Annotated in this window: 19 protein-coding genes and 2 pseudogenes; 15 read left to right on the top strand and 6 right to left on the bottom strand. The window is 46.5% G+C overall.

All coding sequences use genetic code 11. The features are described from left to right. The first annotated feature begins 433 nt into the window (after positions 1–433). The 3 genes from ACOSVP_RS08445 (at position 434) to ACOSVP_RS08435 (ending at position 3,176) form a co-directional block, all read left to right on the top strand. Positions 434–877, top strand: a complete 444-nt coding sequence (locus ACOSVP_RS08445) for a cytochrome P460 family protein (protein WP_487347058.1) — start codon at positions 434–436, stop codon at positions 875–877. 101 nt (positions 878–978) lie between these two features. Further along, positions 979–1,740, top strand: coding sequence for an SDR family NAD(P)-dependent oxidoreductase (locus ACOSVP_RS08440; RefSeq protein ID WP_487347057.1), 762 nt, complete (start codon positions 979–981; stop codon positions 1,738–1,740). A 224-nt stretch (positions 1,741–1,964) separates the two neighbouring features. Next, the gene (locus tag ACOSVP_RS08435; protein ID WP_487347056.1) at positions 1,965–3,176 is read left to right on the top strand and encodes an MFS transporter; all 1,212 of its coding nucleotides are present in this window, start codon (positions 1,965–1,967) and stop codon (positions 3,174–3,176) included. An 86-nt stretch (positions 3,177–3,262) separates the two neighbouring features. Here the strand turns inward: ACOSVP_RS08435 and ACOSVP_RS08430 are convergent, their stop codons facing one another. Then, positions 3,263–4,189: an AraC family transcriptional regulator gene (locus ACOSVP_RS08430; RefSeq protein ID WP_487347055.1), complete on the bottom strand. Its 927-nt coding sequence runs from the start codon at positions 4,187–4,189 to the stop codon at positions 3,263–3,265. Positions 4,190–4,774: 585 nt separating this feature from the next. Here ACOSVP_RS08430 and ACOSVP_RS08425 point away from each other — a divergent pair. From ACOSVP_RS08425 to ACOSVP_RS08410, 4 genes are all read left to right on the top strand, one after another. Then, positions 4,775–5,524 carry a carboxymuconolactone decarboxylase family protein gene (locus tag ACOSVP_RS08425; protein ID WP_487347054.1) on the top strand — a complete coding sequence of 250 codons (750 nt, stop codon included), beginning with the start codon at positions 4,775–4,777 and terminating at the stop codon, positions 5,522–5,524. A 62-nt stretch (positions 5,525–5,586) separates the two neighbouring features. Further along, positions 5,587–6,051, top strand: coding sequence for a (R)-mandelonitrile lyase (locus ACOSVP_RS08420; protein WP_487347053.1), 465 nt, complete (start codon positions 5,587–5,589; stop codon positions 6,049–6,051). A gap of 127 nt (positions 6,052–6,178) precedes the next feature. After that, a complete protein-coding gene (locus ACOSVP_RS08415; RefSeq protein WP_487347052.1) occupies positions 6,179–6,646 on the top strand; it encodes a cyclophilin-like fold protein in 468 nt (155 codons plus the stop codon). An 88-nt stretch (positions 6,647–6,734) separates the two neighbouring features. Beyond that, the gene (locus tag ACOSVP_RS08410) at positions 6,735–7,958 is read left to right on the top strand and encodes an NAD(P)-dependent alcohol dehydrogenase (RefSeq protein WP_487347051.1); all 1,224 of its coding nucleotides are present in this window, start codon (positions 6,735–6,737) and stop codon (positions 7,956–7,958) included. Between the two features lie 108 nt (positions 7,959–8,066). Here the strand turns inward: ACOSVP_RS08410 and ACOSVP_RS08405 are convergent, their stop codons facing one another. From ACOSVP_RS08405 to ACOSVP_RS08395, 3 genes are all read right to left on the bottom strand, one after another. Further along, complete coding sequence (locus tag ACOSVP_RS08405; RefSeq protein WP_487347050.1) at positions 8,067–10,847, bottom strand: hypothetical protein; 2,781 nt, start codon at positions 10,845–10,847, stop codon at positions 8,067–8,069. Between the two features lie 269 nt (positions 10,848–11,116). After that, positions 11,117–14,164, bottom strand: coding sequence for an efflux RND transporter permease subunit (locus tag ACOSVP_RS08400; protein WP_487347049.1), 3,048 nt, complete (start codon positions 14,162–14,164; stop codon positions 11,117–11,119). 2 nt (positions 14,165–14,166) lie between these two features. Beyond that, positions 14,167–15,321: an efflux RND transporter periplasmic adaptor subunit gene (locus ACOSVP_RS08395; RefSeq protein ID WP_487347048.1), complete on the bottom strand. Its 1,155-nt coding sequence runs from the start codon at positions 15,319–15,321 to the stop codon at positions 14,167–14,169. A gap of 180 nt (positions 15,322–15,501) precedes the next feature. Between ACOSVP_RS08395 and soxR the strand changes: the two genes are divergently transcribed. The 4 genes from soxR (at position 15,502) to ACOSVP_RS08375 (ending at position 20,393) form a co-directional block, all read left to right on the top strand. Beyond that, positions 15,502–16,005, top strand: coding sequence for a redox-sensitive transcriptional activator SoxR (gene soxR / locus ACOSVP_RS08390; RefSeq protein WP_487347047.1), 504 nt, complete (start codon positions 15,502–15,504; stop codon positions 16,003–16,005). A gap of 90 nt (positions 16,006–16,095) precedes the next feature. Further along, positions 16,096–17,187, top strand: a complete 1,092-nt coding sequence (locus ACOSVP_RS08385; RefSeq protein ID WP_487347046.1) for an MBL fold metallo-hydrolase — start codon at positions 16,096–16,098, stop codon at positions 17,185–17,187. Positions 17,188–17,476: 289 nt separating this feature from the next. Beyond that, positions 17,477–19,666, top strand: a complete 2,190-nt coding sequence (katG, locus tag ACOSVP_RS08380; RefSeq protein ID WP_487347045.1) for a catalase/peroxidase HPI — start codon at positions 17,477–17,479, stop codon at positions 19,664–19,666. A gap of 175 nt (positions 19,667–19,841) precedes the next feature. Then, complete coding sequence (locus ACOSVP_RS08375) at positions 19,842–20,393, top strand: DUF2889 domain-containing protein (protein ID WP_487347044.1); 552 nt, start codon at positions 19,842–19,844, stop codon at positions 20,391–20,393. Here ACOSVP_RS08375 and ACOSVP_RS08370 read toward each other — a convergent pair. Together ACOSVP_RS08370 and ACOSVP_RS08365 are read right to left on the bottom strand one after the other, a co-directional pair. Continuing rightward, positions 20,390–20,815: pseudogene (locus ACOSVP_RS08370) on the bottom strand (methyl-accepting chemotaxis protein); the annotation flags it as partial. The gene ACOSVP_RS08375 and the pseudogene ACOSVP_RS08370 overlap by 4 nt on opposite strands. 108 nt (positions 20,816–20,923) lie before the next feature. Next, positions 20,924–21,598: pseudogene (locus ACOSVP_RS08365) on the bottom strand (PAS domain-containing protein); the annotation flags it as partial. Between the two features lie 540 nt (positions 21,599–22,138). Here ACOSVP_RS08365 and ACOSVP_RS08360 point away from each other — a divergent pair. The 4 genes from ACOSVP_RS08360 to ACOSVP_RS08345 are packed head-to-tail and all read left to right on the top strand — an operon-like array spanning position 22,139 to position 26,449. Next, on the top strand, positions 22,139–23,782 hold the full coding sequence (locus ACOSVP_RS08360; RefSeq protein ID WP_487347043.1) for a phosphotransferase: 1,644 nt from the start codon (positions 22,139–22,141) through the stop codon (positions 23,780–23,782). Beyond that, a complete protein-coding gene (locus tag ACOSVP_RS08355; protein ID WP_487347042.1) occupies positions 23,775–24,677 on the top strand; it encodes a GAK system ATP-grasp enzyme in 903 nt (300 codons plus the stop codon). The genes ACOSVP_RS08360 and ACOSVP_RS08355 overlap by 8 nt, the downstream gene beginning before the upstream one ends. Then, the gene (locus tag ACOSVP_RS08350) at positions 24,677–25,762 is read left to right on the top strand and encodes an HprK-related kinase B (protein WP_487347041.1); all 1,086 of its coding nucleotides are present in this window, start codon (positions 24,677–24,679) and stop codon (positions 25,760–25,762) included. The genes ACOSVP_RS08355 and ACOSVP_RS08350 overlap by 1 nt, the downstream gene beginning before the upstream one ends. Further along, positions 25,763–26,449 carry a histidine phosphatase family protein gene (locus tag ACOSVP_RS08345; protein WP_487347040.1) on the top strand — a complete coding sequence of 229 codons (687 nt, stop codon included), beginning with the start codon at positions 25,763–25,765 and terminating at the stop codon, positions 26,447–26,449. Positions 26,450–26,463 lie beyond the last annotated feature (14 nt).

The raw sequence follows: 26,463 nt of genomic DNA, 5'->3' as shown, positions 1-26,463 counted from the left end.
GACCAAGCAAAGCAAGTCGACAGATGGCGTTACATGTCTTTTCTTATGCCTTTGAAGCAAAGTTGGTGTGCGTCATTCGATGAGTTTTTGACTGCTGTTAATTTTATGTGGGCGCGAGCAATAGGCAATGTCATAAAAAGCCATAGCTCTGATGAGCGTTATTCATTAATAAAAATGGTTCTTTTCTGGTAGGTGCTGAAATTCTAATAAATACTATATTTTTCAATTGGTTAACTTTATCCCGTGAAGCACGGGAATAAACTCGTTTGAGCAGTATTTGCATGAAGTGGTTAATTAAGGAATTTTGCGCAGGTTATCAGCTTGAAAACCCTGTGTTACAACTACTGGCATTGCAAATCACCTTGAAAACATCGGATTTGTATCAGGTATTAAGCGATTGAACGTCCATAGCAGCGTTTACAGGAGAGAGTGAATGAAGTGGATTAATGCCGTGTTGGCAACAACGGTTCTGGCGGGTAGCGGTATGGCTGTGGCTTCAGAGTTGCCTGATGGATATCAGGACTGGCCCCATTACGCCACTGTCACGCGAGGGAATGTGCGAGAAGAGTTGTTTACTTCGCAAGCGGCCATCGATGCTGCAAAGCAAGGTCAACCATTACCGCAAGGTACCATCATCGTGATGGAGGATTATCGCAATGATCAGCTGTTTCGCTATATCACCATGGAAAAAGATCCTGCTTTGGTAAGTCAATTTTCTGCCTCTGAGCGTGCGGGAGATTGGAAATTCACGTCTTTTCATACGAATAAGGCCATCAATAGCAGTGAAGATGAAACCCGTTGCATGAGCTGTCATCAGTCTCAATCCGGTAATGATTTTGTCTTTACCTATGGCCGCATGAAGTCTTATCAGCCTTAACCTGCAAACAAAATAATTTTTCGGCTTCCAAATTTTAACGGTGCGCGTTTCGCGTAGGGAGCCTTACGCCTTGAAAAACGATTAACGAATAGGAGAGAGCAATGTCTCACGATTTTACCAATAAAGTAGCTTTAGTGACGGGCGCTGCATCCGGCATGGGCTTAGCGACTGTGACGGCGTTTGCCAAAGCGGGTGCGGCCGTTACGGTGGCAGATATCAATGGTGATGGCGCTCAAAAAGTAGCGGATGAGCTTAATAGTCAAGGTTACAAAGCGCTTGCGATTCAATGTGATGTCACAGATGAAGCGTCGGTAAAAGCGATGGTGGAGCAAACTGTGGAAGCCTTTGGCCGTCTTGATGCTGCCTTTAACAACGCTGGCGTGCAATCTATAGCAACGGAAACGGCTGATCTTGAAATGGGTGAGTTTGATCGAGTGGTCGACATCAACCTAAAAGGTTTATGGTTATGCATGAAGTACGAGCTGATTCAGATGCGTAAGCAAGGCAGCGGTGCCATCGTAAACTGTTCGTCGTTGGGTGGTTTCGTTGGTGTACCTGGTCGCGGTGCTTACCATGCGGCGAAACACGGCGTGTTAGGTTTAACCAAAACCGCTGCGCTTGAATACGCTGAGCAAGGCATTCGTATTAATGCGGTTTGCCCTGGCATCATCGATACGCCGATGGTAGCAGGCATGAAGAACATGGAAAAAGCAGCTATGGACATTCTTATGGAACAGGTGCCAGCTCGTCGTCTAGGTACGGCTGAAGAAGTGGCAGATCCTGTACTTTGGCTATGTGGCCCAGGGTCTACCTTCGTAATGGGTCATGCCCTAGCGGTTGATGGTGGTTATACAGTTCGTTAAGTTTTGACGCATATCTTGGCGAACTGTAAAGCCCCTTAGGCAGTAGTCTAAGGGGCTTTTCTACTTTTTGAGTGACCATAAAACAGCGATAAATAGGCAAGGCTCAAAGAGTAATTTGATAAAGCTTAGGGAACGATGTTTGTTTTAATAACGCCCTGACAAGTCACCTAAGTGTTTGCTTGGGGTGATTTTCATAAAAAACTTATAAACGAGAGAACTGATACATGAATGAGAAGGATAGCTCATTAACACACGAAACCGCTCAGCCTGAGGCGAACTGGAGTGGTGTTTTTGCCATGACTCTGTGCGCCTTTTTGATGGTGGCGGCAGAATTTATGCCAGTGAGTTTGCTCACACCAATGGCGCTTGAGCTTTCAGTCACGGAAGGGGCTATTGGTCAAGGTATTGCCATTTCCGGAATTTTTGCGTTGATCGTTGCTTTAAGTGTGTCTTCGGTCGTAGGTAAAACAGATCGTAAAATCGTATTGTTGGCGCTGACCGCAGTGATGTTAGTGTCGGGCTTATTGGTGGCATTTGCTAACAACTATGTCATGTACATGGCGGGGCGAGCACTAGTCGGTGTCGCGCTAGGGGGCTTTTGGTCTATGTCAGCGGCTGCGGCCATGCGCTTGGTGCCGGCCCATAAAGTGCCTAAGGCATTAGCGATTTTTAATGGTGGTAATGCCTTAGCCATGGTGGTGGCTGCGCCGCTTGGCAGTTTGTTGGGGGCCTTGGTGAGTTGGCGCGGTGCGTTTTTCTTCCTAGTGCCAGTGGCGTTAGTGGCCTTTATTTGGCAATACCTAAGTTTGCCAAATATGGCGGCAGAAGGCGATAAACGTAAGCTGCATCATATTTTCCGTCCTTTGAAACGCTCGGAAGTGGCGGTGGGATTCTTGGCAACCGCCTTATTGTTTATGGGGCAGTTTACCCTATACACCTATATTCGTCCGTTCTTGGAAAGCGAAACGCAAGTGTCGGAAAGCGCCTTGACCTTGGTGCTATTAATGATAGGGATTGCTGGTTTTATTGGTACGTCATTGATCAGTCGCTTTCTAGGTAAGTCACTGTTTTATACCCTAATGACCATGCCTGTGATTCTGGCCGTGTGTGCTTTGTTGCTGATTGAATTTGGCGCCAATGATCGGGTGGTGATGCCAGTGCTGTTTGTCTGGGGCTTGATTGCAACGTCTGCGCCAGTGGGCTGGTGGACCTGGGTGGCGCAAACCATGCCAGATGATGCCGAAGTCGGTGGTGGCCTGATGGTGGCGATCGTACAGCTGGCCATTGGTTTGGGTTCCACCGTTGGCGGTGTGTTGTTTGACCTTTGGGGTTATCAGAGTGCGTTCGCGATCAGTGGTGTTCTATTATTGCTGTCGGGAGTGATGGCAATGCTTGCCATGAGCCGAAACAAGGGTGTGGTCATGCAAAAGGCCTAACCTAATTAACTTAAAAAGGCGATCTACGGATCGCCTTTTTGGTTTTTGGCTTTTGGTTTTTGGCTTTTGGTTTTTGGAATATGGGATTAAGAGGCTAGCTGTTGATTGCGTAGCGACTCAATGTCTTTTCGCGGTGGCAAGCCAAAGTAACGGGCGTATTCTCGTGAGAACTGGGATGGACTTTCGTAGCCTACTTTATAGGTGGTGGCAGACGCATCGAGATTCTCAGTTAGCATTAGGCGACGTGCTTCGTTGAGACGGAGTTTTTTCTGAAACTGTAGTGGCGTCATCGAAGTAATCGCACGGAAATGGTTATGAAACGCCGACTTACTCATGCCAGAGTAATCCGCCAACTCACCAATGCTCAAAGGCTCGGAATAATTGGCGTATAGCCAATCAATGGCTCTAGAAATCTGGTTGCTGTGACTGCCTGCGGTCGCGATTTGATACAGCAGCTGTCCTTGGTGCGTTTTCAATAAGCGATAAAAAATTTCGCGCTTAATGCTAGGGGCTAGAATCGCGATGCTTTCTTCATCGTCGCAAAGATCCAGTAAGCGTTGGAAAGCATTTAAAATGGGTAGGTTCAACTCTCCTAAAGCAATCCCAGGTTGTGACTGCTTTGATTGATGAAAACGCATACCGCTTTCCACGATGAGCTGTGAAATCTCTTTTAGATCCAATTCTAAGACTATGCCGATGTAAGGTTTGTCCGCATTGGCCTCAACAATATTCGCCACGATCGGTAAATCTACCGATGAAATCAAAAACTGACTGGCGTCGTAAACATAAGTTTCTTCACCCAAAATCACCCGTTTTACCCCTTGGGCAATGAGGCAAATGCTGGGTTTCATGGAATAGCTGGTCGGGTCTGTGGCATGGGGCCACTTGTTGACCACCAGCCCTTTGACTGGCGTTTGTATTTGGTTAACGTCGCCTGCTAACTGAAGTGCCTTGTCGGCAAGGTAGCTCAGCCCAGACGCCATGTCCTGCATAGGTTGGCTTGTGTGAGACATAGATAACCCTCTCAAAACTGCGTTCAAATATGGCAATAGTACTCTGTGTAGTCTTTATATTTCAATTCTATTAGGCAATAGTGAAGTTTTCTTGTGGATGATGAATTTGCGCAATAGTTATCCAATTTAGCGAGGTGATTTGCTTATTCTCTAGGTTATATGTAATTAAAACAATTGCTTATATAGCTTTTGTTTTGTGTAAAAAAAGTGCTTTACCCTCCTATTGAATAACTAAAGCCTTGCTCTAAATACGATTAGGCAAGAAAGGCCTATAAATAGGCTAACGCTTTGAGAGCCAGGCTGGCTACTATCCTAATCAGTCCAAAGTGATCACAGAGTAATTGTACCGCTTCATGTAAGAAGACTGCTGCAGCATAGCAAGGAGACGCTAGCCAGTGTGCAATCTGAATCATCGCACGAGACTTTGAAAAAAATCTCATTATTAAGAGCTAGAGCAGAGCTCGTTTTGGACAGCAGAAATCTGCAAATGATTAATTAGTAAGATTCATAAGTCTTATCAGGATGCTTTTCGTTTCAGAATGTAAACAGATCAGATAGCTTGTACTAAATCTTAGGAGGATCGTTATGAACAAGAAGACATTAATCGGGTTGGCGTTTTCACTAGCAGCGTCTGCAGGCCAAGCGGATACCATTCAGGAAAACCTGAAACGTGCTGCGCCAGCATTAGCCCATTACAACGAAAATGTTTTGGAAAAAGACCTATGGAAACGTGATGGTCTGTCCCCACGTGATCGCAGTGTGGTGGCGGTAGCAACTCTGGTTGCGGCCGGCAAAACAGAAATGCTGCCACAAGAATTTGCACGTGCTTTGGATAACGGTGTGAAACCAGCTGAACTGTCTGAAATTGTGACGCATCTAGCATTCTACGCCGGCTGGAACAATGCCGTGGCAGCGGCAGATGAGCTAGCCGATGTATACGAAGATCGTGATATCGACGCCAAAGACCTACCAGGTGCAGATGTTGAACTTCTGCCATTGGATGAAAAATTCGAAGCGATGCGTGAAAAGTCAGTACAAGACAACTATGCCATGACCTCTCAAGGGGTGGCCGACTTTACCCGTGAACCTTTGTTCCGTGAAGTGTGGTTGCGCCCAGACCTAGCACCACGTGATCGCAGCTTGGTAACGGTCAGCTCTCTAGTGGCTAACGGCCAAGCTGAACAGGTGCCTTTCCATCTAAACCGCGCCCTAGACAATGGTCTAACCCAAGCGGAAGCGTCTGAAGCACTGACGCAAATGGCGTTCTACGTGAACTGGCCAAATATCTTCACAGCCATGCCTATTTTCCAAAAAGTTTTCGATGGTCGTAAGTAATACCCCGTATTTTATCGGCGACTTTTAAAGCATTTTTTAACTTGAATAGCTAAGGACATGACATGAAAAAGATTATTACAACGGCTCTAGTAACACTAATGGCCGGCTCTGCGTTGGCTGCCGATGTTGAGATCACCCGTTCTGAAACCCAAAAGACCATCGTTGGTTCAGAAAAAGTATTCACGGGTACTTCGATCATCACACCTGTGTTCGCACCGAATGAACACCGTGATTTTAGTGCGGGTGAGGTGACTTTCCATCCAGGCGCACGCTCTAACTGGCACACCCATCCAGAAGGTCAAACACTGGTTGTGACCAAAGGTACGGGCTGGACTCAACAAGAAGGTAAAGAGCGTCAAACGATTCATGCCGGCGACGTAGTTTGGTGTCCACCAGGTGTGAAACACTGGCACGGTGCGACGGATACAACGGCCATGACACACTACGCCATTCAGGCAAAAAATGAAGAAGGTTCTGTTGTAGATTGGATGGAACCTGTGACGGATGCCCAATACCTAGGCAAATAAGCTATTAAGCTTAGGCTTAACTTTACTAGGTAGCATCGTCTACAAGCGACGTACAAAGGGTGTCAGTCAATTTGGTTTGGCTGGCACCTTTTTACGTTAATAAACGCAAATTTTAGGTGACGAATTAATGAAGCCATCGCTGATTCAATCGCTTTTTAATCTGAAGAAGCTCAAGGTCGCTGCTCGATTGAGCTTAGTCGGACTGTTTTGTGCCGCGGGGACTGTCTTCGCACAAACTACTGAGATTCGTATTGTCGCAGGCGATCAGGTGATACATGCAACGCTGGCAGACAGTGCTGCGACACAAGACTTGTTAGCGCAATTACCATTGTCGTTAGAGCTTAGTGATTATCACCGGACAGAAAAGATTTCTTATTTACCAAAAGCCCTTTCAACCTCGGGTATGCCCAAGGCGATGGACCCAGACGTAGGGGATTTTACCTACTTTGCCCCTTGGGGAAATATCGCGCTGTTTTATAAGGACTTTGGTTATTCCAGAGGGCTGGTGAAACTGGGTGAAATCGACGCAAACGATATTGAAATGCTGAAAAATTTACCAGAAATGAACGTCATCATTGAGCGTTCACAGCCATAACAAGCCTTTCAAGGCATGAAAAGATTTGTAGTCATACAAACAATGAGTAGCAGTTCTCATTAATAGTGAATCCATAAGGAGATAGAGCATGTGTAAAAAGTGTGGGGATGACAATCACGTTCGTGAGTTAGAAGCACCAGAGCGTCGCAGTATGTTATTGGGTGCTGCCGGTGTGGCGGGCGCAACAGCACTGGCCGCTGGCTTCTCAGGTTCAGCAGCGGCAGCGTCTGCTACGACTGCAGAAGGTGAAAAAGCGGTTTCTAAAGAAGCCTTTAAAACCAAAGCTTGGGCGGCAACCGACGCTGACTTCAACTTTAAGGCATTGGAAGTGACGCGTCGTGCTCTAGAGCCAAATGATGTGCACATCGAAATCATGTACGCCAGTATCTGTCACTCAGACATCCACACCGTAAAAGGTGACTGGGGTAAGCCAAACTACCCAGTAGTACCTGGCCATGAAATGGTCGGTAAAGTTGTGGCGGTGGGCGATAAAGTTACCAAGTTCAAAGTGGGTGACTTTGCTGGTGTTGGCTGTATGGTCGATTCTTGTGGCGAATGTGTGAACTGTGAAGATGACCGTGAGCAAAACTGTTTGAAAGGTGCCACCTTCACTTATGATTCAGCAGATAAAGTGTCGGGTGGCGTGACCTACGGTGGCTACTCAAAAGATATCGTTGTCACAGAGCACTTCGCGATTCGTATTCCACCTGGTATGGACCTGTCTCGTGCAGCGCCACTTCTTTGTGCGGGTATCACGACATTCTCTCCAATGCAGCACTGGAATCTTAAACGAGACCAAAAAGTGGCGATCATTGGTATGGGTGGCCTTGGCCATATGGCGGTGAAATTAGCTGTTGCCCGTGGTGCAGAAGTGACAGTGTTCACTACCACGCCAAGCAAAATTCACGATGCTATGAAGATGGGCGCGAAACAAGCGATCCTTTGGAGTGACAGCGACGCTCAAGCGAAGCTGATGAACTACTTCGATCTTGCCATCACGACGGTGCCAGAAAGCTACAACTTCCAGCAGTTTATGAACCTACTGAAATTGGATGCCACCATGGTCAATGTGGGTGCATTGAATGATATTTCTGGTTTAAACGGCATGTTTATTGGTTTTGGTCGTAAGAGCTTCGCCGGTTCTATGATCGGCGGTATTGCCGAAACACAAGAAGTGGTGGATTACTGCGCCGCGCGTAACATCCTTGCCGATGTAGAGATGATTAAGCCTGAGCAAATCAAAAAAGTCTACAGCGGGGTGATGAACAAAGAGGTTCGTTACCGCTACGTGATCGATATGAAAGATGCTTAATTGCTATTGGTAAGGCAGGCCTCGTTATCGAAAGTAAGGTTTCGATAACGAGGCTACTTGTTACTTATTGCTAAGTATCAGTTTTCAGTATGCTTCCGGGAAATCGCCCTAATCCACATACTCTAGCTGAATAAAGCCATCTGACATCAACAATGACTCAGCATTAACGCCCGTTAGTTTAATAATATTAAAGTTATCAGGGCCTAGTTCACTAGAGGTGGCTGAATCCGGTTCTTTTTCAAGAAAAATGGAGGTGACACCATCATCATTAAAGGCAAATACATCTACTTCAGAAGTACTAAAGGAGTCCGCATTGCTTTGGATCCAGTTCAATACAGCATCCTCTGTTGATAAATTGATGTTTTCAGTGATTGTGGGCTCATAATCCTCACTAGATAAGACGTGGAAAGCAGTATTGATGCCCACATATAAATCGTCTTTAATACCGAAATTGTTCACTGTTGATAGGCTTTGATCTGAGCTATAGACCAATAAGTCAGCAGGCACTCTGAATAGAAACTCATCGTTCGCTTCTAAGTTAACCTCTGTATCCAAATTTAGATAAATAATATCTTTGTAGTCGGATTTTAAGTTCGATGTGGCATCAATAAACTCTTGGTTCCAAGCTAATAATTTGTCGATATGCTCTTGCTCAGAAAAATAGGCTAACTTCGATTCTTCGTAATTTTCGATTAGCTGGTTTCTTCGATCTATTAGATAGTTGGCCCAGAGGTAGACATCACCTTCTTCAGTTGCGTTTAATAAAGAGCCATAGTATTTGCTTGAGTTTATTAATGAATTCCTATTGTCAATTAGAGATAAAGTGGTTTTTAAACTTTCAGGTAGTGATGAACTTTCACTGTAATCTATATTGCTTAGTTCGCTTATCAAAGAGTTAAATTTTGGATCGATGAAATAGTCATAATCAGAGCTAAAGTAATAGCGAGAGTTCTCTAGGGATATCTGAGTTTCTATATATTCAATGCTGTCATCTCCTCGATAAAACCCTATTCCTTCTAATCTGATAGGTATAGCTTCATTTATCATTGAAGAAAGAAGGGTTTCAATTAGAAAATTGTTTGTCCCATTTATTTCAGTATCTTTCTCTAAATTATTTATTTTTTCGATATAGATGTTTTTTATATCTTCTGGCGTAGCTACCTTTTTTTTATTTATTATGTTGTCTTCAATAAGGGAAGGGGTGAAAACTATTTTTAAATTTGATAGGTCTTCTATATAGTTATCATTTCCTTTAGTTATTATATCTCCTGTGATGTTATACTCAAGCGTATTTAAATTATAAGTAAAGCCTGAAACACCAGGTATTTTTTCATGATCAAATGAAGTAATATTAGACTCAATATTCGTTATGCCATCGTAAATAGCACCTTTCGATAATTTAAAATCGATCTCATTTATTGATAGCGTACCTTCGAGAGATGTTGAAAGCTTAAATTTCCAGCTGTCAGTGTATGATATATCTATGTCTTCTCTTCCAGGCGAATATTTAACCTGATTATAAAGGGTTATTTCACCTAAGTAGGTGTTTGATAATGTTGTAGGCTTGTGGATATAGCCTATATTTTGAGAGCTTGTCTCATCAGTAGTATATTCTTCATTAAAGATATAAACAGGAATATAGTCTTCTGTATGTAGCTGTGGTAGTAGACCATTATAGTTGCTACCTCCGTTCCAACCGTTCCAGTAAAGAAAATAATGTTCGTCAATTAAATATAGTTTTTCTGAGTTTCTAATATTCTCTTCAGAGAATGAAACAAGTCTATTTAGTGCACTGTCTGAACTGCCTGAATAATACATTCGATTTGAAGTGAAAGCGGACGGGACGTAGAGTGAATGTTCAAGCTCTCGGCTACTTGAAAGGTGGCTCTCAGAATCGGAAAAGCTATTATATATTTCACGGGATAAAGCCACTTCGGCATCAAAATCGTCCAAACTATACTGGCCAATTGCTAAATCATACGCTTCAGAGTTTGGATCAAGAGCTTGCTCTCCATCCAAATTGTTTTGAAAATCTGCGGCGGCGGCTTCGGAGATTATTGCCAATTTACGATTGGCTGAGAAGTTAGCAAAATCAGCAATGAAATCATGGATCGTTGGTTCGGTTGGCTCGGGTTCAGGCTGTGGCTGTATACTCGGAGCAGATGTTATTGGTGTAGATACGACTGGGGGAGTGACTGTCACAGGTTCTTCTTCAGACTCAACTGCATCTTCGATGCTAGCAAGTTCTGGTACTTCCAGCTCTAACTCTTCAACAATGTCCATCACTTCTATATTAGGGTTAAAGAGTTGCTGGCTTCCTGACTTAATGACTTCACGAACAATCGCAACGGTTGTTTCATCCTCTGTGACAGAACGAAGCACTGATCTCATAGCGTTCAGATCCATTACAGGTAATGCCTCTTGATTTTGAGAAGCATCGCTGGGGTTTTCAGCTAATGCATCATCAGTCGTTGTGCTAGCTGTTTGCTCAATAAAAATTTCCGCAACTGCTTTTTTGTTGGCTAATTGCTTCGTTGCACCCGACCAAACTGGGTCTTCCTCGCTAAAGTTCTTGACGGTGTTGATTGATGTTAGTAGTAGTTCACCAAGGTTAACGCCATTAGAGATAGAGCTAGTGATAAAGTTACTTGCTTCAGCTAAGGCCTCTTCAGAAATGGAATTGCCTAAAAGCTGGCGAGCAAATGCTTCAGGGGAATCATAAAGGCTGGCAAATTCTTCTGAGTTGATAAAGGATTGGGCGTATTGCTCAATTGTCGCACCTTGATCTAATCCATTTTCAAGCTGCTGCATAATATCTGCGGTGGGGGCGGCTCCGAAGGTGCCGACGATAAGCGTTAATAACTCATCACGTTGCTCTTGAGTAATCAATTTCCTGACTCCCTGTAAATAAACTTATGTCCACAGAGAATCATTCTTACTGCTTTGCGCAAGCACATTATTCATCCATGAACATGTATAAAAATCCTTGCGCGGAAAATATCAAGAAAGTGTAAAGAGTGTCTAGTCCGGTAGTTAAGCTTTTTCTAAATAAATTTAAAAAGCCCCTGCTGAAGAGAGAGACAGCAGGGGCTTTTTTGTTCCATGTGACAAAGCACTGGAGGTGACGCTCTTAACGGCGCCTTCCTTGGTGAGGCCGGTTAGGCCTCGTTCTCTACTTTGCCGCGGTGTCGGTGATCACCGGCGAGCAAGCAGTAGAAAGTCGGTAGTACAAATAGGGTGAACAAGGTGCCGATCAGCATCCCCATCACCACTACAATACCAATCGCAAAGCGGCTGGATGCACCCGCGCCGGCAGCAAACAGTAGCGGTACAAGACCTGCCACCATGGCCGCTGTGGTCATCAATACCGGTCTCATACGCACCGCAGCGGAGTGTCGGATTGCTTCGAGCTTCGACATTTGTTGATGAATTTGCATATCGTTAGCAAAGGACACCATCAAGATACCGTGTTTCGAGATCAAACCAATCAAGGTTACCAAGCCGATCTGGGTGTAGATGTTCAGCGTGGTGTAACCAAGGTAGATTGGCGCTAAGGCACCACAAATTGCCAAAGGTACGGTAATCAGGATCACTAGTGGATCACGGAAGCTTTCAAACTGCGCCGCGAGCACTAGGAAAATCACGATCAAGGCAAAGGCGAACGAGACGGTTAGCTGATTGCCTTCTTGTACGAATTGACGACTGTTGGATAACCAATCTACGGTGGTGCCATCAGGCAGCGGCTGCGACTTCAAGAAGTCGACCGCTTGACCCATGGTCACACCCGGCATTAAGACCGCAGACAGGGTCGCCGAGTTCATTTGGTTAAACTGTGGCAACATGTTTGGCTGTGGCTTTACTTCTACGTTTACGACCGTAGATAGCGGGATCAGTTTGCCTGCCGAGGTGCGCACATAGAACTCGCCTAGATTATCTGGCGTTAAACGCTGATCTTGCGGAGTTTGTGTGATCACATCGTAAGAACGGTCAAACCAGTTAAAGCGGTTAATGTAATTTTCACCCACTAAGATCGCCAAGGTATTGGCAATCTCAGACATGGAAACCCCCATATCACCGGCTTTGGCACGATCAATCGAAATGTGTGCTTCGGCGCTATCAAACGCCAAGTCAAAGTCGACAAAGGCAAACAAGCCACTGCCCCAAGAGGCGCCCACTAAGCCCATTAGCGTACCGTACAAACTGGTGAAATCATCCGTAGAGCGAATCACCATTTGTACCGGTAAACCGCCACTACCAGCTGGTAGCGGGCTGTCTTGGAATAAGGAAGTGTACACGCCTGTTACTGCACCTGTACGACCAGCCAATTCACCTTGGATTTGATCCGCTGTACGTTCACGTTGAGACCATTCTTCTAAGATAATACCGCCAAAACCGATATTGGCGTTTTCCCCACCAATGGCAAAGAAGCTACCGGTAAACTCTGGGATTTCTGCGAAGATCTGATCCACCTCGGCACTGTAGCGACGGGTGTAATCCACGTTGGCGTATTGTGGTGCTTTGGTTTGCGCAAACACATAGCCCATGTCTTCTGGTGGCGCGAGCTCTTTCTCAGAGCCTAAGAACAGCATCACAATACCTGCCAAAATGGCGGCACCGGCGAACAATACCGCACCGCGAGCACGCAAGGTTTTATCCAGCAAACGGCTGTAGGCATTGGTCAGGCCTTCCATGTAGTGCTCAACCGTTTTTGCCATTTTTGACTCAGACTGCTTGGAGCTTAATAGTTTGCCACTCATCATCGGCGAAAGTGTTAAAGCGATCACACCAGAAACAATCACTGAGCCCGCTAGAGTAAAAGCAAACTCACGGAATAGGGCACCGGTTAAACCTCCCATTAAACCGATTGGCGCATATACCGCTGCAAGGGTGATGGTCATGGAGATAACAGGACCTATGATCTCACGAGCACCGACTAAGGCGGCTTTGATTGGTTCTAAGCCTTCTTCAATATGACGGTGAATGTTTTCCACCACCACGATGGCATCGTCCACCACCAACCCGATGGCTAATACCATGGCCAGCAGGGTCAATAGGTTTAAAGAGAAACCAAATGCCAGCATCAAGGCTGCAGTACCTAACAGTGATAACGGAATCGTCACTACAGGAATGATCACCGCACGGAAGGTCCCCAAAAATAGGAAAATCACCACTATTACGATGAGTACCGCTTCGATTAGGGTGTGCTCTACTTCTTCAATGGACGCATTCACGAAGTGCGCGACATCAAAGCGGTTAATGACTTCAAGGCCCGGCGGCGCGGAACGTTGAATATCTGGTAACAGCTTATTAACGGTATCAACGATCTGTAGCGGGTTGCCATCCGGAGTTGGCGAGATGGCGATAAACACGGCGCTTTTGCCATCAGCGATGGCGGCAGAGTCATAGTTTTGTGCCCCCAGTTCAATGGTCGCCACATCGCTTAGTCGCACCACGCCATTGGCGCCGTCTTTTACGATCATATCGCGAAACGCGTCCATGTCTTGAAGGTCTGTACCAGCCGTGATGTTGATCGCCGTATCAGGGCCTTTTAATTGACCAGGTGACGCCTGAATGTTGTTGGCACGCAGGGCATTGGCGATGTCACTAGCGGTCATATCACGCGCCGCCAATTTCGTTGGGTCGACCCAAATACGCATGGCGTAAGAGGCACCGCCCGCCATTTGTGCCGAGGCTACGCCCGAAACAGAGGTGATCAAGGGCAAGGCGACACGATCGGCAAAGTCGACGATCTGTGCAGTTTCTAATACATCACTTTTAAAGGCGATGTATTGAATGGCCGAGGCACCGTCGGTGATTTTTGAAATCACTGGGTCAGCGACACCTTCCGGTAGACGGTATTTCACCGTTTGTACCTTCGACAAAATCTCCGTCATCGAGCGGTCCGCATCGGCGTTTAGTACCAGCTTAGCCGAGATATGACTTTTGCCCTGTTTTGAGGTGGAGGTGATGTACTCGATGCCACTGGCCGTGGAAATCGCTTGGGCGATCGGCGTGGTCACAAAGCCCTGCATCATATCCTGCGTCGCACCTGGAAGTGCCGTATCGATCGTGATAGTGGCACTTTCCATTTTCGGATACTGACGAACTTGCAGGTTGTAGGTGGCGCTGATACCAATCAACAGGATTAATAAACTGACCACGATCGACAAGATCGGGCGTTTAATAAATAAATCGGTGAACTTCATCGCTAGCGCTCCTCAGACTTGGCTTGCTCAGCTTGTCCAGTCAGCTCAGAGACGATCACTTCGGCTCCTGGTTGAATGCGGTTTTGCCCCACCGTCACGATGACATCACCAGCATTAAGTCCAGACGTCACCACCATTTGATTGCCAATGCGCTCACCAATTTGCACGCTGATGATTTCCGCGTTGCCTTTCTCTGCGGCGTTTTCACCACGAATCGCTACCGCACTGTAACCCTGTGCTGAGGTTTGAATCGCTGTGTTGGGCACTAGTATGGCATTCTTACGGTTATCCAGTGAAAGCGAAGCGTTAACGTACATCCCAGGACGTAAAGCGCGATCCGAGTTATCCAAAGTGGCTTGAACATGAACGTTACGGGTGTCTTCATCTACCTGCGGCTCAATGGCATTGACTTGAGCCATAAACGAACGATTAGGATAAGCATCGGTTTTTAGTTCGACTTGTGCGCCGGTACGAATGGAAGCAAACGCCTGTTGCGGTACTGCAAATTCCACGAACAGCGTATCTAATGCCGTTAACGACACCACTGGTTGACCAGGACTTAAGTATTCTCCTAGGTCGATTTGACGAATACCCAAATCACCAGAGAAAGGCGCAAGGATTTGTTTTTGGCGCAGTAGGGCTTCAATGCGGGTAACTTCCGCTTGGGCTTGCTCGTAGGTAGAGCGACGCACTTGCAAGGTATCCAGTGGTTCTACACCCGTTTTAGCAAGGCGCTCGGAACGATCTAGCTGACTTTTAGCCAGTTTAGCATTGGCTTTGGCCGCTTCTAGGGCGGCTTGTTCGGTACCGTCGTATAGGTCGACCAGTGGTTCGCCTTTTTTAACGGATTCACCGGATTTGAAATGAATGCTCGCCACACGGCCAGAGGCTTCTGCCGCTAGCAATACTTGCTCTGAGGCGCTTAGAGTACCGATGGCGCTTAGAGTGATTGGCAGTTCGGTCGCCTGTACTTGCATAGCGGTCACAGGCACTGCATGGGGTTGCCAAGCAGGGGCTTGTTCCTGGCCGTAGTTTTTCATGTAGTACATGCCGCCAAAAATACCCGCTAGCACCACGCCAGTTAAAACGAAGGCTAACTTAGGGGAGGAACGGTCGATTTCTAGCGGTTCTTTAGGTGGAAGGTTGTGTTCGCTCATACGTTACCTCCTGTTTTTGATACAAAAAGGTTAGCAGAGAAAACAGACTTGCTGGGTGTGTGTGCGATGACATGCCCAAAGCGTGCGCAGGTTTTGAAAGGGGATTGTGGGCGATTCATGTCGGCTCCTACGAAAACAAACGATTAATGGCACTTGAGTGTGCTAGCCGACAAGAATAATATGACCTCAAGCATACTTGAGGTCAATAGCTTTTTTACTATGAATAACGAGAAATCATTAGGTGTTGGCGAAGTTGCTAAACGCAGTGGCGTCAATGTGTCGACACTGCATTTTTACGAAAGCAAAGGCTTGATTGAAAGTTGGCGTAACCAAGGCAATCAGCGTCGTTACGACCGTTCGGTGTTGCGTCGTATCGCCATTATTCGCATTGCTCAGCGGGCGGGAATTTCCTTGGCGTTGATCAAGGAGCACTTGGATACCCTACCAAAGAAAAAGATCACCGTAGAGGAATGGCGTGAACTGAGTGTCGAATGGCACGCCATGCTTAATGAGCGCATCACCATGTTGTTGCAGTTAAGGGATCAAATGGAAGGCTGTATCGGCTGTGGCTGCTTGTCGTTGGAAGACTGCCCCCTAAGAAACCCTGATGACATCATTGCCGAGCAGGGGCCCGGGGCGCAGCTTTTAGAAGACGTTGAGATTGCTTCTAGTAAGGATTCATGAATCCTACTCATTGACCTATTAGGTACAGAGAAATTCTCTTCACCTAGGTATTTGTTATCATCGACGCTTTAACTTTACTAGATGGGTTTTATGCGCCGTTTACTTTATTGGGTATCATGGACAGTCATAGTGCTGGCATTTGTCAGCATTCTCTATTTGCAGCAACCGCAGTTTGTGGCACCAATCGTTGAGGCGCCAGTTAACAGCGATCATTACGATGAAGGCCTGTTCCATAACAATCCGCAGGTACCGGTCTCGACCACGAACGATAGCCAATTCGCGCTGTTCTACCGTTTCTTATTTCAAGAAGTCGTGGATGCCATTCCTGATAAGCCGCTACCGTCAAAGAAGACTGATTTACTAGCGCTCGATCCTAATGACAATATCGTGGTGTGGATGGGACACTCGTCTTACTTTATGCAATTCGATGGTAAAAGCTACCTAATTGATCCGGTGTTTAGCGATTATGCCTCACCTGTGCCTGGCACGAATATGGCGTTCCCTGGGACGAATATCTATGACGCTGCCGATATTCCCAAAATCGATTACTTGCTGATTTCCCATGATCATTGGGACCACTTAGATTTGCCCACCCTTGAAGGGCTGAAAGATAAGGTAGGGCAGGTGATTGCTCCCCTTGGTGTCGGTTCTTATTTAACCCAATGGGGCTTTGCCGAAGATCGAGTGTTCCAAGGCGATTGGTTTGATAGCTTTGACGATGGCGACGTTAGTATCCATTTGGTGCCTTCGGTGCACTTTTCTGGGCGCCTGTTAATTCGCAATCGCACGCTTTGGTCGGGCTTTGCCATCATGACACCAGAGCGCAAAGTGCTGTACAGTGGTGATACCGGCTACGGTGAGCATTTTAAAGAAATTTATAAACGCCTTGGAGCCTTTGATCTAGCGATTCTAGAAGATGGCCAGTACAACGAAAATTGGGCCAACATTCATATGTCGCCTGAGCAAGCCGTGCAAGCGGCAAATGATGTGCAAGCTAAGGCAGTATTGGCGGCTCACAATAGTAAGTTCAAACTGTCGAATCACTCTTGGTATGAGCCACTTGAGCGCATTACCTTGGCCTCAAAAGGGGCTGATTATCGTATGATGACACCTCTAATCGGTGAGACTGTCAATCTGGATGATGAGACGCAAACCTTCCAAGATTGGTGGCGCCAACGTTAGTCCACCCGCCTCGATACTTCAAAAGCGTGCTTAGCCATAAGCACGCTTTTTTTTGCTTGGTCAAAATTGAAGAGCTCTCTTTGATTGTAAAAATCTATCAACTGCAATTTAAAAAGCAAATTTCTCTTATTAGACAAGGTTTTCTATGCTTAGAAGGAAATCTAGTCACAAACAGAAAAAATGTGATCTTTATCGAGATGTTAATGCGTATGCCCCACGGTGTTCTATTTTTAATAAGGAACAGTTTGTGGGTAGACATACCACTTCAAATCAACGAAGGAGCCAAGTCATGAGTCAAAATAACAATACTTCTCAAGGTAAATGCCCTGTGATGCACGGCAGTCATACGGAATCGGGCGATTCTGTGATGGCGTGGTGGCCGAAATCGCTTAATTTAGACATTTTGCATCAGCACGACACTAAGACGGATCCTTTTGGTAACGAATTTGATTACGCGGAAGAGTTCAAAAAGCTCGACCTTGAAAAAGTTAAAAACGACTTAAAAGATTTAATGACCAATAGCCAAGTCTGGTGGCCAGCGGATTGGGGCCACTACGGTGGCTTGATGATTCGTATGGCGTGGCACGCCGCGGGTAGTTACCGTGAAGCCGACGGCCGAGGTGGTTCAAACACGGGTAACCAGCGTTTTGCGCCATTGAATAGCTGGCCAGATAACGCCAACTTGGATAAAGCGCGTCGTTTGCTTTGGCCGATCAAACAGAAATACGGTAACAAGTTATCTTGGGCAGATTTGATGATTCTAGCCGGTAATATGGCGTATGAATCAATGGGACTTAAAGTGTTTGGTTTCGGTGGTGGTCGTGCCGACATTTGGCACCCTGAGAAAGATGTGTACTGGGGTTCTGAAAAAGAGTGGTTAGCACCAACCGACAATCCAAACAGCCGTTACTCTGGTCAACGTGATCTTCAAAACCCGCTGGCAGCGGTGATGATGGGCTTAATTTACGTAAACCCAGAAGGTGTGGATGGTAACCCTGATCCACAGCGCACAGCCCATGATGTGCGTGAAACCTTTAAACGTATGGCCATGAACGATGAAGAAACCGTTGCGTTAACGGCGGGTGGTCACACAGTGGGTAAAACCCACGGTAATGGTGATGCGGCGAACTTAGGTCGTGAGCCAGAAGCCGCGGAAATTGAAGAGCAAGGCCTTGGTTGGAACAACCACAAAACTCGTGGTATTGGTCGTAATACGGTGACCAGTGGTCTAGAGGGTGCTTGGACAACTAACCCAACTCAGTGGGACAACGGCTATTTTGAAATGCTGTTGAATCACGAATGGGAAAGTGTGAAAAGTCCTGCGGGCGCTTGGCAGTGGCAGCCGGTGGACATTAAAGAGGAAGACAAACCGGTTGACGTTGAGGATCCAAGCATTCGCTGTATGCCGATCATGACGGATGCGGATATGGCCATGAAAGTGGATCCTGAGTACCGTAAAATTTCAGAGAAATTCTACAAAGATCCAGAATATTTTTCAGAGGTGTTTGCTCGTGCTTGGTTCAAGCTGACTCACCGTGATATGGGACCGAAAGCCCGTTACCTAGGTGCCGATGTGCCAGCTGAAGATCTAATCTGGCAAGACCCAATTCCAACGGTGGATTACACCCTTGATGACGCTGAAATTGCGGACTTGAAAGCCAAAATTTTGGCTTCTGGACTGACTGTGTCGGAACTCGTATCGACAGCCTGGGACAGTGCTCGTACCTTCCGCGGATCAGACTACCGAGGTGGCGCTAACGGTGCACGCATTCGTTTGGCACCACAGAAAGACTGGCAAGGTAATGAGCCAGAGCGTTTGCAAAAAGTCTTGTCGGTCTTAGAGGGGATTCAAAAAGGTTTGAGCAAACCCGTTAGCATGGCCGATTTAATTGTGCTTGCTGGTAGTGCAGGGGTCGAGAAGGCTGCCTACGATGCAGATGTACACATTAAGGTACCATTCGTTCCAGGCCGTGGTGATGCCACAGCAGAGCAAACCGATGTGGATTCTTTCGCTGTACTAGAACCATTACATGATGGTTTCCGTAATTGGCAAAAGGACCATTATATCCCGCAACCTGAGGAGTTATTGCTTGATCGTGCGCAGTTGATGGGCTTAACCGCGCCAGAAATGACAGTGTTAATCGGTGGGATGCGTGTCTTAGGGACCAACCATGGTGGTACAAAACAGGGTGTATTGACCTACCGAGAAGGAGTGCTGAGTAATGACTTTTTCGTCAATTTGACGGACATGAGAAATACTTGGAAGCCAACTGGCCGTAACTCTTACGATATCTGTAACCGAGAAACCGGTGCAGTGAAATGGACCGCATCGCGAGTGGATCTAGTGTTTGGTTCTAACTCTATCTTGCGAGCTTACTCAGAGTTCTACGCTCAGGACGACAACCAAGAAAAGTTTGTGAAAGACTTTGTCAAAGCTTGGGTAAAAGTCATGAATGCGGACCGTTTTGACTTAAAATAGTCCCACGCATAATGCGAAAGCCGAGTAATGTTGGGTGATGCCAACGTAAAAACGCCTTAGTCTCACGGCTAAGGCGTTTTTTTATTTTTATATGTTTTGTCTCAATGTTGAAGGCTTGGCAAAAATCGTTAACACTTATTGATCAAATAATTAGAATCAAAATCGGACGAACACCATGACAGTAAAACGGACCCCATTACACACTCGAAACATCAATATTCAAGGCTATAAGCGTGACGACGGTCTGTGGGAAGTGGAGGGCGTGCTGGAAGACACCAAGGGTTATCCGTTTTCTTTAGAAGATCGTGGTTTGATTGAGATCGGTGACTTTCTGCACCGCATGACCCTGACGTTAGTGTTTGATGACAGCTTTACCATCCGTGATGTGCGTGCGCAAATGCACAACACTCCGTACTCCGATTGTTCTGGGGCGGAGCCGCAATACAAAGAATTGATTGGTTTACAAATTAAAAAAGGTTGGATGGACGAAGCCAAAGTGGTGCTCGGCCGTACCACCAGCTGTACCCATTTGACTGAAATGCTACCGCCTTTAGCAACGGCCGCTTTACAGACCATCCGTGGTTACAAGTTAAATTTCGAGCCCAACTATGCATCGGGCTCTGAAGAGCGACAAACGGTACGCAATACCTGCCATGGGTTTCGTGATGGTGGACGGGCACAGCAACGCCTATGGCCAGAAGCGACTGAGTTAAAAAGCAAAGCCTAAAGGTTTTGCTTAAACTGCTCGACGGCTGCTACGACCTGCTCAGCTCCATCTTGAATATCATTGATGACGATGCCTGCTTCACTTGATAGCTGGTGAGCTTCATTAACCTTGTTAAGACTGTCGTTAATTAAGTTTACCGCTTGTTCTGTTAGCTTTTTGTTCTCCGCTACCACTTCGATAATCTGTTCGGTGGCTGTGCTGGTACGTGATGCCAATTGGCGGACTTCGTCAGCGACCACCGCGAAGCCTCGGCCTTGTTCTCCTGCACGGGCGGCCTCAATCGCAGCGTTAAGGGCTAGCAAGTTGGTTTGATCGGCAATGCCGCGAATGCTTTCAACCAGAGCAGATACCTTGGCCGATTGTGCGTCTAGGGCGGTGATGCCATCGCTGGCGTTACTCATATAAGTGGTCAGCTCTTGCATGGTAGCAATGGTGCGTTGTATCACCTCAATGCCTTTAGTGGATTGCTGTCCTGTTTGTTGAGAAACGTTATAGGCCACTTCAGATGCCTCGGAGATCGCCTGTTCACGTCTAACTTGGTCAGTCACCACTGAGGCAAACTTCACTACCTTGTACAGCTCTCCATTTTCATCATGGACTGGGTTATAGGTGGCTTCTAGCCAAATATCTTGGCCACGGCTATCAACACGGTGAACGCGACCAGAAAAGAATTTTCCTGATGCTAGTGTACGCCAGAACTGCTCGTAAGCAGACGAAGACGCTTCTGCAGCACTGCAAAACATACGGTGATGCTTGCCTAATATTTGGCTCTTGCTATAGCCCATGCCCTTAAGGAAATTATCATTGGCATCGAGAATGATGCCATCCAAGCTAAACTCGATGACTGCTTGCGAGCGGTCTAGCGCGGCAAGCATGTCATCGTGTTGACGAGATTGGGTGATGGTGCGGGTCAACTCAACACAGTAGACCGACAGACGCTCATTCTTTTCATACGCCACTGGTTGAAGAATGACTCGGTACCAACGCTCGGTGCCGTCTTTACCAAGAAACTGCATGGCACCATGCCAGTGCTGGTTTGATGAGATGGCCTGTAATAGCTGTTGTGAATGCGCTTTATGCTTGGCTTTTTGGGAAATATGGTTGGCGATAGTGCCTAGTTCCTCAAATCGATAGCCACATGATTTAAGAAAACTGGGATTGGCTTCAAGAAAGTGGCCTTGTTGATCAAGGGCAAAGTACAGCATGCCCTCAATCAAATCTTTACGAACTTGTTGGAAAACGGCGACTTCATTTTCCAATTCTGCAATACGTTTTGCTGTTTTCTTCGCTTGAAACAACATGGAAATTTCCTCGTACTACATCTGATGAAGATCCTTACAGTGTGACCGCACACAGTATCAATTCATCAGACTGCATATTCAAAAAAACGTATCCATTGAAATTTGAACGCTAATTCCTTTAAAACTCAAACCTTGGAACGACGAAAATTTATTCAGCTTTGATTCTAAAATGATCAGGTTGGAATAAATTGTAACTAGATAATTTATAAGCATTTCTTTACGCACAGCATAACGCCTTGGGTGACATAGGTTTGCGCATAAATGGTGACTCTACAAAAAGGGTAGTCATCAATGTTGTCTGAGTAAATTGACTAATTGCGTCTTTATGTACTGACTTGTAAACAGATTTTGAGTAAATGCTTAATATCTATAAGGTTTTAATGTGACTGTAACCTTGTTAGTCTCAATATAGTGTAAGGTTATGGATTTACTTTTAGAGCTAGCATGTCTGTCGCATCCCCTCTTAACACTGTTCAGGAAGATCTCACGTTTTTGCTTGGCGAACTTGTGAAGCATGGTGATTTTGCTCAGTTATTCTTTAAATCAGGTTCACCGGATATTCTTATTCGTATGCGCGCTCGCGCAGGCTATGTACAAACCTTGCGTGAGAAAGTGGAGCTTCGCTGCGCACAAATGTTAGAGCGCAGAAAGTTGGGCACTTCATTCTATAACCGAGTAATTGCGGTGCGCGGCTTTGCTAATGCTTTAGCGGAGCTGGCTGCAGGATTAACTGAATGCATTGAGGCTGGCACCTTAGAATTCGAATTTCGTCATCCTGCCTCTGGCCAAGCGGTCCAATTTATTAAGCATCTCAATCGCTCGATTCAACTGATCAAGTTTGGTTTTTATACGGAAGTTCGCCGTACCAGCATCAAGGTTGCGCGCCGGGCGGATAAGCTGACGCAGTTATTCGACGATGTGCAAATGCATACCATAAAGCAGAAAACGACGCTTGATGATGCTGAGCTAAACGCCGCCATCCTTTGTAATGCTCATTTAAAACGTGTGATCAAGCTGCTCACTAGGGTTGCTGAAGCGCTTATCAAGGTGGATCTTGGTCATGTGGCCACGCTAAAAAACTATCGCCACCTGAAGCACGTTTCTGCCTCACTGAATTACGAGTTGGACGATTTGAAGGTGAAACGGCTGGCATTAACCCGTTCTGGTAGCGCTATTGCTTCACTGACACACGAAGATGAATCAGGGCAACGGGTGTTGGCGGTATACAAAGAGGGCGATCAAACTAAGATTGATGAAGAGGTGCAAGGGGTTGAAAACTGGCGCAAGGTGAACCCTAAATTGGCGCCCGATGTCTTGATGCAGAGTCAGCATGATGGCGAAACCTCGGCCTTATTAATCGAACATATCCCTGGTAAGACCCTTGAATCGCTTCTTAGGGAAGGCAAAGAAAAGCCGCTGCAATTGGCGTTAAAAACCCTGTTTAAAACGTTACAGCAGACGTGGCAAGAAACCCTGAGTAAAGAGCCCGCCAAAGCGAAATTTATGGGGCAGCTGAACAAGCGAGTCGAGGATTGCGTGGCGGTGCATCCAGAATATTTCACACCCGAGCAATGTATTTGTGGGGTTGTGAAGCCTAGCTTTAACGAGTTGGTCGCCCACGTCGAAGCGCAAGAAACCCGTTGGCCCGCGCCATTTTCGGTAATGATCCACGGTGACTTTAACGTCGATAACCTAATTTTTGATGGGGTTGAAAACCGTATCTATTTTATCGATCTGCATCGCTCCAGTTATTTTGATTACGTACAGGATTTGACGGTGCTGATGGTGTCTATTTATCGCATGCAGATCTTAGAGCCAAAGCAGAGAGCGCTAATGATGGACTGTGCCAAAGAGATCTATCAATTCGGTTTGCGTTTTGCCAAACGGCATCAAGATCCAACCTTTGAACTACGCATGGCCGCTGGTTTAGCACGCTCATTTGCCAGTTCCACACGTTTTGTCTTGGATAAGAAATTGTCCTCGCGCATGTATTTACGCGCACGTTATTTGTTAGAAAAGTTGGCCACTTTGCCAGCCGAAAAAGAAGCAGCATTTAAGCTTCCACTAAAGGAGTTATATAGTGAATAAGCCCAAAATTGGGGTGGTAGGAATCCCAGGAAAATGGTCAACCGAAGTGCTGGCGGACCGTCTAGAAGCCCTCACTGGATTTCGTGCTGTCATTGATATGGCCAAGGTGGAATTGCGCTTAGATACCAATCAGTTGATGTTTGGCGAGCTAGATCTGGCGCAATTAGACGGCATCATTGTGAAGAAGATCAGTGAAGTCTACGCCCCAAGCACGGAAGACCGCATTCATGTGCTGTCCCATATTGAAAAAATGGGTGTGCCTATTTTTAGTTCAGCACAGGCGATCGGTAATTTGATTAACCGCCTAAGTGGTACCTTAGCGTTACAGCAAGGCGGCGTGCCGATGCCGAAGACTCGTATCACCGAGGATTTGGAACAAGCACTGCAAACTGTGCATGACTTTGGGTCTGTCATCCTGAAGCCGCTGTATTCCACCAAAGCCCGTGGCATGGTGATGTTAAGCTCAACGCAAGAGGAAACCGAATTACGCCAAGCCTTAGCGGACTATCGTCAGAACAACAGCCTGTTTTATATCCAACAAACGGTTAAGTTGGATGGCAAAGATTTAGGGATGGTGTTCCTTGGTGGCGAGTATTTCTGTACTTACGCGCGCGTAGGTAATAAAGACTCCTGGAATACCACGATTCATAGTGGTGGTCATTACGAGCGATTTGAACCCAGTGCAGAGCTGATTGAATTGGGGCACAAGGCGCAGGCGTGTTTTGATCTGAGCTTTACCACAGTCGATATTGCTTTGACTGATCAAGGCCCAGTGGTGTTTGAAGTATCAGCCTTTGGTGGCTTTAAAGGGGCGCTGGAAGGCTGTAAGCTGGATGCCGCGGAAGCGTATGCGCAACACGTTATCGAGCAGGTGCAACAACGAGGAGCGTTATAATGCTGACCGAGTTATTTGATCAAGCTCAGTTGCAAGCGGTACACGCTGCTTGTGAGCAACAACGACACTATGTATTTGGTGAATTAGCGGTCAAGGTTCATAGCAATAATGCAACCCTGCTAGATGAACTGGATCTGTACTACAAAAGCTACCTTGGTGGCTGTGCGCCGAGTCAACAGATTGACTTGTATGTGGTCGAGCAAGATGCTCTGGGTGATGAGCTGGAATGGCTAGAAGTACCAAGAGAAGCGGGTAAAACCGGTCGCAAAGAAGGTTACTTGGATGCTTGGTCTGGGGCGCGCTGGATTAAGAAATTTAAGACGGGTCTAACGCTATTGCAGTCTAATCAGACACCGACAGTAGTGGGTCCTTGCGGTCACAATCTGGCGCAAATTGTTAACTTTGTAAACAACCAATGCCTGAACCATTATTTAAGCCACGGCTATGAGTTAGGCCATGCATCGGCTTTTGAGCACAATGGTCGTGTGACGGCCATTGCGGCAGGTTCCGGTGGTGGTAAATCGACTCTGATGCTGCGTTGTTTAGAGAACGCTGAGCGCAACTTTATCACCAATGATCGTTTGTTATTTAAACGCGACGCTGAGCGCGTTCATGCGGTGGGCATTGCTAAGCTACCACGAGTGAACCCAGGGACCTTGCTTAATGCAGAGCGCTTAAAACATATCTTGCCAAGCGAGCGTCAACAGCAACTGCAGGCCTTATCGAAGGCGGAACTTTGGTCGCTAGAAGAAAAATACGATGTGCAAATCGAAGATGAATACGGCCAAGGTCGAGTGGCCAGTGAGGGTGCGTTAGCCCATTTGGTGATGCTCGACTGGTCTTTAAGCAGTACCGAAGCCACTCAGTTAATGCCAGTCGACTTGAACAGCGAAGCCGCAGTGATCGATGGCCTGCGTAAACGACCAGGGCCGTTTTACCAAGATCAAACGGGGCAATTTTGTGCGGATCTAAACGATTTGGCGTCACTTTCACAATACTGTAAAACACTAGCGCCCGTTAAGGTCTATCGTTTAACAGGGCAGATCGATTTTGATCGCGCCTTTGAATTGTTGGAGTCCTTATAAATGGCCATCTGTGCCTTGATTCGCCACGGAGCGTATGAACAGCTCAGCAATACGCCGAGTGCTATGCAACCTTATCCTTTAACCGCTGAAGGCGAGCTTGAAGTGCGCCGACAAGCGCGATTGTTCAAAGACTGGTTGTTATCTTCAGGGCATAGATTGGACCCTGTGATTGATGCCTCAACGTTATTGCGGGCCTGGCAAACCGCATCCATCTATCAAGAGGAAGTGGCCGATTTATTCGTTGCTGAGCCGACAGTGCAAAGTTTTTCGTCATTGTGTGAGCGAAGCGTTGGCGCGGTGGCGAACTTAACAACAGATGAAATCGAACGTATTTTAACGCTCGATCCAAGATTTGACCCAGCTCCTGAAGGTTGGAAGTCCGACAGTCATTACTGTTTACCATTTGACGGAGCGGAATCCTTATTGCAAGCTGGGGAAAGAGTCGCGCAGCATATTCAAACATGGCAGCAACACACGGCCGATCACCGCCCGTTAGTAAAGTTGTTTGTTGGCCATGGCGCTTCGATTCGACATGCCGCATTTCATATGAATGTCATGAAATTTTGCGATATTAAACGATTTAGTATGCATTATGGGCATCCAGTAGTTTTGGAATTTGTTGGCAATCAGACAACTCAGCTGTTCGGGGATTGGAAGCAGCGTAAGCTTCAAGATGCTCCGGATTAACTGACCCAAACAGA

The organism is Marinomonas sp. HM11-D, assembly GCF_057626615.1.
Note: the sequence above shows the minus strand (reverse complement) of the source record. Positions and strands in the feature narration are given on the sequence as shown.